14 protein-coding genes and 1 other RNA gene are annotated in these 10882 nt (G+C 66.8%); 4 read left to right on the forward strand and 11 right to left on the reverse strand.

All coding sequences use genetic code 11. The annotated features are described in order from the left end of the window. The first annotated feature begins 214 nt into the window (after positions 1–214). The gene (locus JNJ68_RS13710) at positions 215–1183 is read left to right on the forward strand and encodes an NADPH:quinone oxidoreductase family protein (protein WP_294982942.1); all 969 of its coding nucleotides are present in this window, start codon (positions 215–217) and stop codon (positions 1181–1183) included. On the opposite strand, the gene JNJ68_RS13715 is transcribed toward JNJ68_RS13710, so the two are convergent. Further along, the gene (locus JNJ68_RS13715) at positions 1171–2022 is read right to left on the reverse strand and encodes a LysR family transcriptional regulator (RefSeq protein WP_294982943.1); all 852 of its coding nucleotides are present in this window, start codon (positions 2020–2022) and stop codon (positions 1171–1173) included. The two genes, JNJ68_RS13710 and JNJ68_RS13715, sit on opposite strands and share 13 nt — an antisense overlap. Positions 2023–2146: 124 nt before the next feature. Between JNJ68_RS13715 and JNJ68_RS13720 the strand changes: the two genes are divergently transcribed. Next, positions 2147–2368 carry a DUF1127 domain-containing protein gene (locus tag JNJ68_RS13720; protein ID WP_294982944.1) on the forward strand — a complete coding sequence of 74 codons (222 nt, stop codon included), beginning with the start codon at positions 2147–2149 and terminating at the stop codon, positions 2366–2368. Positions 2369–2497: 129 nt separating this feature from the next. Next, on the forward strand, positions 2498–3235 hold the full coding sequence (locus tag JNJ68_RS13725) for a Bax inhibitor-1/YccA family protein (RefSeq protein ID WP_294982945.1): 738 nt from the start codon (positions 2498–2500) through the stop codon (positions 3233–3235). 64 nt (positions 3236–3299) lie between these two features. Here the strand turns inward: JNJ68_RS13725 and JNJ68_RS13730 are convergent, their stop codons facing one another. From JNJ68_RS13730 to JNJ68_RS13775, 10 genes are all read right to left on the reverse strand, one after another. Next, positions 3300–3992, reverse strand: a complete 693-nt coding sequence (locus JNJ68_RS13730) for a VIT family protein (protein WP_294982946.1) — start codon at positions 3990–3992, stop codon at positions 3300–3302. A 154-nt stretch (positions 3993–4146) separates the two neighbouring features. Next, a complete protein-coding gene (gene rpmG / locus JNJ68_RS13735; protein WP_135448918.1) occupies positions 4147–4314 on the reverse strand; it encodes a 50S ribosomal protein L33 in 168 nt (55 codons plus the stop codon). A 151-nt stretch (positions 4315–4465) separates the two neighbouring features. Continuing rightward, a complete protein-coding gene (locus JNJ68_RS13740; RefSeq protein ID WP_294982947.1) occupies positions 4466–4744 on the reverse strand; it encodes a helix-turn-helix domain-containing protein in 279 nt (92 codons plus the stop codon). Next, positions 4741–5079 carry a type II toxin-antitoxin system RelE/ParE family toxin gene (locus tag JNJ68_RS13745; protein ID WP_294982948.1) on the reverse strand — a complete coding sequence of 113 codons (339 nt, stop codon included), beginning with the start codon at positions 5077–5079 and terminating at the stop codon, positions 4741–4743. The genes JNJ68_RS13740 and JNJ68_RS13745 overlap by 4 nt, the downstream gene beginning before the upstream one ends. Positions 5080–5145: 66 nt before the next feature. Beyond that, an RNA gene (rnpB, locus tag JNJ68_RS13750) (RNase P RNA component class A) lies at positions 5146–5563 on the reverse strand. A gap of 33 nt (positions 5564–5596) precedes the next feature. Further along, on the reverse strand, positions 5597–6295 hold the full coding sequence (locus JNJ68_RS13755; protein WP_294982949.1) for an N-acetylmuramoyl-L-alanine amidase: 699 nt from the start codon (positions 6293–6295) through the stop codon (positions 5597–5599). Beyond that, entirely contained in the window at positions 6292–7053 is a 762-nt protein-coding gene (locus JNJ68_RS13760) for a hypothetical protein (RefSeq protein WP_294982950.1), read from the reverse strand. The genes JNJ68_RS13755 and JNJ68_RS13760 overlap by 4 nt, the downstream gene beginning before the upstream one ends. A 31-nt stretch (positions 7054–7084) precedes the next feature. Beyond that, entirely contained in the window at positions 7085–8569 is a 1485-nt protein-coding gene (gene gatA / locus JNJ68_RS13765) for an Asp-tRNA(Asn)/Glu-tRNA(Gln) amidotransferase subunit GatA (protein ID WP_294982951.1), read from the reverse strand. Further along, complete coding sequence (gene gatC / locus JNJ68_RS13770; protein WP_294982952.1) at positions 8566–8853, reverse strand: Asp-tRNA(Asn)/Glu-tRNA(Gln) amidotransferase subunit GatC; 288 nt, start codon at positions 8851–8853, stop codon at positions 8566–8568. Before gatC ends, gatA begins: the two co-directional genes overlap by 4 nt. A gap of 77 nt (positions 8854–8930) precedes the next feature. Continuing rightward, positions 8931–9149: a hypothetical protein gene (locus tag JNJ68_RS13775; protein WP_294982953.1), complete on the reverse strand. Its 219-nt coding sequence runs from the start codon at positions 9147–9149 to the stop codon at positions 8931–8933. A 452-nt stretch (positions 9150–9601) separates the two neighbouring features. Between JNJ68_RS13775 and JNJ68_RS13780 the strand changes: the two genes are divergently transcribed. Then, positions 9602–10300, forward strand: coding sequence for a metal-dependent hydrolase (locus JNJ68_RS13780; RefSeq protein WP_294982954.1), 699 nt, complete (start codon positions 9602–9604; stop codon positions 10298–10300). The last annotated feature ends 582 nt before the right edge of the window (positions 10301–10882 follow it).

Below are 10882 nucleotides of genomic sequence, written 5' to 3' on the forward strand. Positions count from 1 at the left end.
GGCACGGTTGTCCCCGAATGCTCGCAGGAGAGTCGCAACCGAATCAGCACTCGCCCCCAAGTGGTATCGCATTTCGCGTTGCATTTTGCATCCATTCTCTAAGATTCGTCGCATTTTGCGAAAAGCCCGATCAGTGCGTTGCAAGAAACTGTAGCTTGGATAAAAACGCTACACCGTAGGTAGTAGAAACAACAAAAGGAAAAAGGGGCAAGGGATGCTGGCTTGGCAGATCGCAGATCATGGCGCAGCCCCTGCTCAGGTCGATATTCCGGCGCCAACTCCCGCTAAAGGCGAAATCGTTCTCCGAGTGGAAGCAGTTGGGCTCAACTTTGCGGATATGCTGGCGATTCAGGGAAAATATCAAGTCCGTCAGACCCCGCCCTTCATCCCCGGCATGGAACTTTCGGGTGTGGTCGATACCCTGGGTCCCGGAGTCGGCGGCCCGGCTCCCGGTACGCGGGTGCTGGCAACCTGTGCCGCCGGGGCACTGGCCCAGCGGGTTTGCCTGCCCGCCCATCGCCTGACCCCGCTGCCCGACGCAATGGGGTTCGAGGAAGCCGCCGGGTTTCCCATCGCCTACGGCACCTCTCATCTTGCGCTGATCCACACGGCACGGTTGCAGCCCGGCGAGACGCTGTTCGTCACCGGCGCGGCGGGTGGCGTCGGGCTGACGGCGGTCGAGATCGGCAAGCTCCTTGGGGCCCGCGTCATCGCTTCGGCGCGCGGTGCGGCGCGGATGGAAGTCGCGCGGGCAGCCGGGGCGGATGCGGTGATCGACAGCGACGCGCCCGACCTGAAAGAGGCGCTGCGGGCGCAGGGCGGGGTGGATGTGGTCTATGATGTCGTCGGCGGCCCCGCCTTCGACGCCGCCCTGCGCGCCTGCAAGCCGGACGGACGGCTTCTGGCCATCGGCTTCGCCTCGGGCGAGGTGCCGCAGGTTCCGGCGAACCTCCTCCTCGTGAAGAACCTCACCGTCTCGGGCTTCTGGTATGGCGGCTACGAAAGCCACGCCCCGCAGCTTGTCGCCGACAGCATGGCGCAGCTCCTGCGCTGGCGGGCCGAAGGGCGGATCCGCCCGCATGTCAGCCAGGTCCTGCCGTTCGACGCCTTCCCCGAGGGGCTCGCGCTGCTCCGCGACCGCAAGACCACCGGCAAGGTTGTGATCCGGGTTCAGGACCCGTAGGCGCAGCGCAGTTCGCTGACCAGCAGGTCCACCGCCTCGTCGCTGCGCCGGTTCGCGCGGTAGAGCGCCAGCTTCATCGGGGCCACCTGCGGCAGCTGGTTGTCCGCCGCGATCGGCTCCAGCCCCTCGGGGATGCTGCCCACCATCCGCATCGACACCGCAAGGTCCGCCGCCACCGTCGCCTCGACCGCCTGCTCGCTTTCCCCGCCCGTCGCCATCTCCCACGGTATTCCCGCCGCCTCCAGCGCCGCCTGGGCGTGGGGGCGGAAGATGCAGGTGTCCTTGAACCCCAACCGCAAGGGCCGCCGCTGCCAGGCATTCCCGTCCGGCGCGCCCACCCAGACCAGCCCGCGCGACGACAGCACCTCGGCTACCGGGTCCGGGGTTTCCTCCGTCGTGATGATCACGTCGAAGGCCCCCCGCGCGAAGTCCTGCTTCATCAGCACGGTGAACGAGGACACCAGGTTGATCCGCACCCGCGGATAGGCCTGCGCCATCCGCCGCAGGATGCCGGGGATCGCCGGATAGACCACGTCATGCGGCACTCCCAGCCGGATTTCGCCCTCGCAGGCCGTCGCCGACAGCGCCGACAGCGCCTCGTCGTTCAGGGCCAGCATCCGGCGGCCATAGGACAGAAGCTGCTCCCCCTCGGGCGAGAGCGCCAGCTTCCGCGCCGCCCGCAGGAACAGCGACAGGCCCAGCGCCTCTTCCAGCCGCTTGATCTGCATCGAGACCGCCGATTGCGTCAGGTTCAGATAGCCCGCCGCCCGCGTCACCCCACCGACATCGGCGACAGTAACGAAGGAGCGCAGCGAGGCGATGTCGAGGTTGCGGGGCATATCACGGATCCTGATGGGTCATCGCACAATCATTCGTTTCCATAATGCACCGGCAGAGCGCATAGTTCAAGCATCCTGATGCGACAACATCGCACCATCACCAATTCCGATGAAGGAGCCCGTCATGCCCACCCGTTTCCTCACCCGCCCGCTCGCCTTCCTGCGCCCCGGTACGCTGGCGCACATGCCGCACCGTCTGCTTGCCGCCGCCGCCATCGCCCGGTCGCGTCACAGCCTGCGCCATCTGGACGACCGCCTCCTCGCCGACATCGGCCTGACCCGCGCCGAGGCGCTTTCCGAAGCCGAGCGTGCCCCTTGGGACGCCCCTGCGCACTGGAAGGGCTGAAACGGTACGGTTTCGCTCCCCCGACGCGACCAAGGTGCTTGAAATCACGGGTCCTATTCCCAATATTTCACGCATGAGGTCGCGCCGGTTCCCCCGGCGTTGCCCTTAGGGACAACATCGGAGGCTTCAATGGCTGAATATGACACGATCCGCAGCGTAGGCGTCGGCGCCCGCGCGCAGATCGACGAGGGGCTTCGCGCCCATATGAACAAGGTCTACGGGCTGATGTCCGTGGCGATGGTCGTGACTGCGGGTGTTGCCTGGGCGGTTGGCTCGTCGGACCAGCTTTTCTCGATCCTGCGTAACCCGGCGACCGGGCAGATGACCATTCTCGGCTGGGTCGCGATGTTCCTGCCGCTGGGCATGGTCTTCGCCTTCGGCGCCTTGATCAACCGGATGTCGGCGGCTGCCGCGCAGATCTTCTTCTACGCCTTCGCGGCGGCGATGGGCCTGTCGATGGCCTGGATCTTCCAGGTCTTCACCGGCGTCTCGATCGCGCAGACCTTCCTGATCACCGCCATCGCCTTCGCGGGCCTGTCGCTCTACGGCTACACCACCAAGCGCGACCTGAGCGCGATGGGCACCTTCCTGATGATGGGGCTGATCGGCCTGATCGTCGCGATGATCGTGAACTTCTTCCTCGCCTCCTCGGCGCTGGCCTTCGCGATCTCGGTGATCGGCGTGCTTATCTTCGCAGGCCTGACCGCCTTCGACACGCAGAACATCAAGAACACCTATATCCAGCATGCGGTGTCGATGGATCAGGAATGGCTGGGCAAGGCCGCCATCATGGGCGCGCTGAACCTCTACCTCGACTTCATCAACCTGTTCATGTTCCTGCTGCAATTCATGGGCAACCGGGAATAACCGCAGAACCAGAGCGCGAAAGGGCCGGTCGCAAGACCGGCCCTTTTCGTTTGCGCAGGGTCGCTCAGACCACCGCGCCGAACAGCTTGCCGACCAGTGCGGTGACGGCCATCGCCACCGCGCCCCAGAAGGTCACGCGCAGGACCCCACGCCAGATCGACGCTCCGCCCGCCCGTGCGCCGACCGCTCCCAGCACCCCCAGAAAGACCAGCGACAGTCCCGTGACCCACAGGCTGATCACCGCCTCCGGCACCAGCGCCGCCGTCGCCAGCGGCAGTGCCGCCCCCACCGCGAAAGTGAGCGCCGAGGCCCCCGCTGCCACCAGCGGCTGCGCCTCGGTATGCTCGAAGATTCCCAGCTCGTCGCGCACATGGGCAGCAAGCGGATCCTTGGCATGCAGAGCCTCGGCGACCTGCCGCGCAAGATCGGGCGGCACCCCGCGATCCTCGTAGATCCCCGCCAGCGCGCGCAGCTCTTCCGCAGGATCAGCGCCAATCTCGAGCTTCTCGCGCGCAATGTCTGCCGCTTCGGTATCCGACTGAGACGAGACCGAGACATATTCCCCCGCCGCCATCGACAAGGCCCCCGCTGCAAGCCCGGCCATCCCCGCCAGAAGCACCTCGCCCCGACCCGAGGCAGCGGCGACCCCCACGATCAGCGAGGCAGTCGAAACGATCCCGTCGTTCGCCCCAAGCACGGCCGCGCGCAGCCAGCCGACCCGCGCGACATAGTGTTCTTCCCGATGATTGCGTTCCATGACGGCCTCCGTTCGCGACGGGTCCGTCCTCGCCCCGCCTCGGTCCGCGGTCAAGCCAAAGCGCCCGCAGTCGCGTCAGCGCGGGCTTACCCCGAAACAGAAAAGGGCCGCGTCCCACGGACACGGCCCCTGATCCCTTGGATCGGCGAAGACCTTACTTGATCTTGCCTTCCTTGTATTCGACATGCTCCCGCTTCACGGGGTCGTATTTCTTGATGACCATCTTCTCGGTCATCGTGCGGGCGTTCTTCTTGGTCACATAGAAGTGGCCGGTGCCCGCGGTCGAGTTCAGGCGGATCTTGATGGTGGCGGGCTTTGCCATGGTCGTTTCCTCTGCATCGGGGACTCCATGGCCCCCGGTCAAATCCTTGAAGCCCGCCTTTTAGCCACGCATCCGGCAGAGTCAACAGCGAAACCATGGGCTGCGTGGGGATTTGCACAAGCCGCGACCGGACGGGGCGGCGGAAAGCGTCCTACGAAAGCAGCGCGCGTTTCACGGCGTCCGGCTCTTTCTGGATCAGCCGCAGCAAGGCTGCCGCCGGACCGCTGACCCGGCGCTGGCCCTGCTCCCATTTCCGGTAGCCGGACAGACTCATGCCCATAAGCGGCGCCATCTGTGCCTGCGTCAGCCTTGCCTCTTCCCGCACCTCCCTGGGGGAGATGGGGTCATGAACGACCGCAGGGCCTTCGCCCTTCGCATGGGCAAGGGCCTCGGACATCGCCTGGATCAGATCGTCGCCGAAGGTGCTCATCTCTTCTCCTTCCGGGTTGCCTTGAGGGCTGCCGCCAAAGCGGAAACGGCGCGCTTCTCATCGGGCGTCATGTCGCCCTGGTCGTTCTTCGCGTAGGCGAGCAGGGCATAGAGCGGCATGGTGTCGTCAAGGTAGTAGTAGACGATCCTTGCCCCTCCCCTCTTACCGCGGCCCGAGGCTGCAAAGCGAACCTTGCGCACCCCACCCGTTCCCGGGATTTCATCGCCAGCCAAGGGGTTCTCTGACAGAAAGTCGATCAGCTCGCGCTTCTCCTCCTCGGTGAACAGCTTCTCCGTCTGCCGGGTGAAGATCGGGGTTTCCGCGACGGACTGCATGCCGCACGTATATCCCAATGGGCTACTTTTTGCAAGACCGCACTCCACACTGCTTGCGGCCATCAATTGCGCGGAGAGCCTGTAAGCCGGATTCTGTCCTGGCCTTGCGGCCATGGATGACCATTCCTCTGCCGACCGTGTCGCCACGGCGGTCAAGCTGCCAACCCGGGCCTCTCGGGCGTTGGCGTCCCTGCGGCGGTATCGGTCTCCCGACCAGCCCCGCGCGAGGCCCCTATTTGGCATTGCTCCGGGTGGGGCTTGCCGTGCCGGTCCTGTTGCCAGTCCCGCGGTGGGCTCTTGCCCCACCGTTTCACCGTTACCCCTCCCGTTCGCGAAGGCGAACCTTCGTTCGCGGCAGGGGCAGTCTCTTCTCTGTGGCGCTTTCCCTGGGGTTGCCCCCGCCGGGCGTTACCCGGCACCCTTGCCAACGGGAGTCCGGACTTTCCTCGACCCCTTCCGGGACCGCGGCCATCCAGCCCTCCGCGCGGGGGTCAGTTAGGCATCCGCGCGGCGTCCGTCAACCGGGAAACCGCCGCAGCCCCGCTGCCATCGCCCGGTCGGTCGCATCCAGCGGCCCCCTGGCCCAGGGCCGGAACCGCAGCCGGAAGGCGGCAAGCAGGCTCTCCGGCGCCGCGTCGGGGTAGCCGTAGGCATGGAGGTCGGACATGAAGCCCGTCATCTCCGGTGAAGCGCCTCCCTCCCCCCGCGTGGGAGAGGGATGGGGTGGGGGGGCATCCACCAAGTCAGGCCAGACCGCCAACCCCTGCAGCGCCAGCCGCCGCCAGTCGAAGCGGGCCCCCGGATCGCCCTTCCGCTCCGGCGCCATGTCGGAATGGGCGATGACCGCCGCTGGCCCCAGCCCGTGCCGCTCCAGCACACCCGCCAGCAGCCGCTCCAGCGCAGCCATCTGCGGCTCGGCAAACGGCTCCCGCCCGGTGTTGGCGAGTTCTATCCCGATCGAGCGAGAATTGACGTCACCCGCGTCGCGCCACTCCCCCGCCCCCGCATGCCAGGCCCGCGCCCCCTCATCCACCAGCGACAGCACGCTGCCGTCCCCGTCGATCAGGTAATGCGCCGAAACCTCCGCACCGGGATCGCACAGCCGCTCCAGCGCCGCCCCACAAGAGGGCATCGCGGTATAATGCAGCACGACCAGTTCCACCCTGGCCCCGCCCCGCCGCTCGCCAAAGTTCGGCGAGGGATGCGTCAGGCTCACTGCAGCGCGGTGCGGAACGGGCGCGGGTCCCAGGAACAGGCGAAGCCGTCGCCGTCCGGGTCGATGCCCATCCGGTCGCGGTCCGGCCCACCCTTGGCCAGGAAATCCTGCTGTGCCTGGTCGGGCGAGGAATATTTGGCGCAGGACGAATCCGCGCTGCGCAGGCTCATCCCCGACCGCTTGTACATCTGTACGCCCGGCGCATGGGTCGTCGCCAGCGCGAATTCCACGATGTTCGGCCCGGTGTCCCCCGGACGCTGCGGCAGGTCCTTCGGCTGCACCACCACATATTCCGCGCGGTTCTTCTCGATGCGCTCCTTGTCGCTCTCGATGGTCTCGCGCGAGGAGACGGCGTCGAAATCCTGCTCGTCGGAAATCCCGGTGTGGCTGGCCACTTCGCCCGATTCTTCCTTGATCCCCGCCGGAGCCCCGCCGCGCGGACGCGCGCTGCTGTCGGTCGGCGTGGAGGTCGGCAAGGGTGTCGCCGTGGGCGTCGGCGCCACCACCGGCGCCGCCGTCACCGGGGCCACGCCCTGCGACCGGTCGATCGCCGCCGCCGCGGCAGCCGGGTCGAAGCCGCCGCCCGGAGGCACCACCGTCACCGGCGCCCCGGCAGGCGCGGGCGAGGCACCGCGGATATAGCTGTTGTAGTCCTGGAAGCCCACGCCCGCCCCGCTGTCGGGGGTCGAGGGGGTACAGGCGGCCAGCATCAGCGCAGCAACGGTTGCGCCAGCGGCGGGAAGGAAGGTACGGCTCATCACTGCCTCGAAAGCGTCGTTTCGCGGCCCCTTACCACCATTTTTCCGCTTTGGCCACAAAGCCCGCACGGCTTTCCAACACATGCGCGTAATTCAGCAACGCCGCCTCTTCCCAGGGCCGCCCGATCAGTTGCAACCCCAGCGGCAACCCCTGCGCGTCCAGCCCCACCGGCACAGCCACGCCCGGCAGCCCCGCCAGGTTCACCGTCACCGTGAAGACGTCGTTCAGATACATCTTCACCGGGTCCGCATCCGCCATCTCGCCCAGCCCGAAGGCCGCCGAGGGCGTTGCCGGGGTCAGGATCGCGTCCACCCCATCGGCAAACACCGTCTCGAAGTCCCGCTTGATCAGCGCCCGCACTTTGCGCGCCCGGTTGTAATAGGCGTCGTAGAATCCCGCCGACAGCACATAGGTCCCGACCATCACCCGGCGCTGCACTTCCGGCCCGAAGCCCTCGGCCCGGGTCTTCTCGTACATCTCGGTGATCCCGTCGCCCTGCGCCAGCTTTGCCCGGTGGCCATAGCGCACCCCGTCATAGCGGGCGAGGTTCGACGACGCCTCCGCCGGAGCGATCACATAATAGGCCGGCAGCGCGTATTTCGTATGCGGCAAGGAGATATCCCGCACCTCCGCCCCCGCATCGCGCAGCATCTCCACACCGCGCGTCCACAGTGCCTCGATCTCCTCCGGCATCCCGTCCATGCGGTATTCCTTCGGGATCCCGATCACCTTGCCCCGGATGTCCCCGGTCAGCGCCGCCTCGAAATCCGGCACCGGAATATCCGCGCTGGTCGAATCCTTCGGGTCATGCCCCGCCATCGCCCCGAGCATGATCGCCGCATCGCGCACCGATTTCGTCATCGGCCCCGCCTGGTCCAGGGACGAGGCAAAGGCCACGATCCCCCAGCGGCTGACCCGCCCATAGGTCGGCTTGATCCCGACGATCCCGGTGAAAGCCGCCGGTTGCCGGATCGACCCGCCGGTATCCGTCCCCGTCGCCGCAAGGCACAGGTCCGCCGCCACCGCCGCCGCCGAACCGCCCGAGGACCCCCCCGGCGTCAGCTGCACGTTCGACCCCTTGCGCTGCCAGGGGTTGACCGCATTGCCGTAGCACGAGGTTTCGTTCGAGCTTCCCATGGCAAATTCGTCCATGTTCAGCTTGCCCAGCATCACCGCGCCCGCATCGAACAGCTTCGAGGTCACAGTCGATTCGTATTCGGGCCGGAAGCCTTTCAGGATGTTCGACGCCGCCTGCGACGGCACGCCCCTGGTGCAGAACAGGTCCTTGATCCCCAAGGGAATCCCGCACATCGCCGGAACATCTCCCGCCGCGATCCGCGCATCCGCCGCCCGCGCCTGCTCCAGCGCGATCTCCGGCGTCTTGTGGACAAAGGCGTTCAACCCGTCGCCCGCGTCGATCGCCGTCAGACACGACATCGTCAGGTCGACCGCCGAGATCTCGCCCTTGCGCAGCGCATCCCGCGCCGCCGCGATGGTCCAGCTGTTCGCGCTCATTCGACCACCTTCGGCACCGCAAAGAAACCCTCGCGCGCATCCGGCGCGTTCTTCAGCACCTCGGCCTGGATGTTGCCATCCGTCACCACATCCGCCCGCCGCTTCAGCCGCATCGGCGTGACGCTGGTCATCGGCTCCACCCCCGTCACATCGACCTCGTTCAGCTCTTCCATGAAGCCAAGGATGCCCGACAGCTGCCCCGCCAGTTTCGGCAGGTCAGCCTCCTCGACCCGGATGCGGGCCAGCTTTGCCACCTTGCGGGCGGTGTCGATGTCAATCGCCATCGGGCTCTCCTTGAGGTTTGGCCCCGTTTAGCCGCCCCCGCCCCGCCCCGCAAGCGGATGTGGGCCGGGGGCACGCCCTACAGAAGCGGGTCCCGGGGCGGGCCACCGCCGTCCAGCGGCTCCAGCCCGATATCGCGCCGCAGGTGGTCGTTCAGTCCCAGCGGCGGCAGCGGCGCAGCGCGGCGGAACGGCCGCGCGACAAGCGTCCGCAGCACCGGGAAAATCCCGTGGGTCTCGATGATCTCGTCCAGCGTCGCACGCAGTGCAACGGGACGGGGAAGGGTCGTATGGGTCATGATCATGCCCGGCGGCGCATGGCCAGCCGGTCCTCTGCCTGGGGAATGGGGCCGACCGGATGCAGGCAACTTGCCCGAAGGTCAGCGATCAGCGGTCTCGAAGGAATGGACCCCGGCGCACTGGCGCTCGGGTCCGGCAAGCCTCACGGGCGTCGGCAAAGCCAGCGCGTGACGGCGGTTGCCCCGGAGGCCAGTCCACGGGAATTGCCTTGGCGGATATATGCAGTCATGTGTCCGCCTCCCTGTCTGTGCGCGGTTGCAAGGCGACCCCCTTACCCAGGGTCAGCCCGCCATGCACGCAGTCTCTGCCCCGTCGCCCGACTTTTCCGCTTGCTGTGCCGCCGAGGCCACAGGGCTGGCGGGTATTCCCGCGCATTGCGTCACGGCAAGATTGTCATCAATACAAGTTACCCCCTAGCTTGACGCGTTGCTGCCACAAGAAGGAGAGACCCATGCAGATCACCTGGCTCGGCCATTCCGGCTTCCGCATCCAGATCGAAGAGGCCGTGCTGCTGGTCGACCCCTGGCTGACCGGCAACCCGATGTTCCCCGCGGGCCGCGAGGACGATGCCGTCACCGGCGCCACCCACATCCTCCTCACCCATGCCCATGGCGATCATGCCTCGGATGCGGCGCGGCTGGCATCGAGGCTCGGGATCAAGATTCACTGCATCCACGAGCTTTCTGAATGGATCAACGCCGAAGGGCTGGCTCAGACGGTGGGCTTCGGCAAGGGCGGCACGCTGGCCCTCGGTGGCGCGAAGGTGACAATGGTCAACGCCGTCCATTCCGCCAGCATCGACTTCGGGACCAGGGGCCTCCTGCCCGCAGGCGACGCCGCAGGCTTCATGATCACGGGCGAAGGCCACACGATCTATCTCTCGGGCGACACCGACATCATGGCCGACATGGCCTGGATGGCGGAATACCACCAGCCCGACATCGGCATCCTCTCCTGCGGCGGGCATTACACCATGGACATGGAGCGCGCCGCCTGGGCTGCACGGAAATGGTTCAATTTCCGTTGGGTGATCCCCTGCCACTACCGGACCTTCGGCATCCTCGCCCAGGACGCAAGCCTGCTGAAGGCGGGCCTGCCCCCCGGCATCGAGGTGATCGAGCCCGAGGTGCTGGACCCGATCCGCATCTAGACCTTGTCCGCGCTGGACCATCCGGGAAATCCGTTTCAGATGAAAAGCTTGACTGTGGGCATTTGCCCACCGTCAAGCATGATCGCCGAACGGCCCGGCCACCCCGACGCGCTCGCCCGCGCTTTCATCTTTGCCCCAAATATCCCCGCCGGAGGCAGCCGACCCATATCCCAGGCACCCCGTCTGCATTTCATACTGGCGAAAATATCCCCGCCGGAGGCTCCGCCGCCGCCCACCCGCGCCGCCGTCACCGGACGAGCGAGACCGCCGTCCCAGGCCCCGAGGATCGCGGGTTGCAGGACTCCTCCGACACCGGATTTGGCGGGCCAGCAGCGTGTCGTCCCCGCGCAGGCGATGAGCACGGCCCCTGCGGCGCAGGTCGGAGACAGGGTGACAGGGCCGAGAGGCTTGCATTCCGCAACCTGCCAGAGGTTAAGAAACCTTCTCCTCTAGAATGAACCGCAACACGTGAGGTTTGGAGGGGGGTTGCGATGAAGAGGCGGGGGCTGCATCTGGATGGGGGTGAGCGGGCGGTGATCTTTGCCGAGCATCGCCGGGGCACAAGCCAGCGGGAGATCGGGC

The organism is Tabrizicola sp. (genome assembly GCF_016793705.1).
Classification (GTDB): Bacteria; Pseudomonadota; Alphaproteobacteria; order Rhodobacterales; family Rhodobacteraceae; genus Tabrizicola.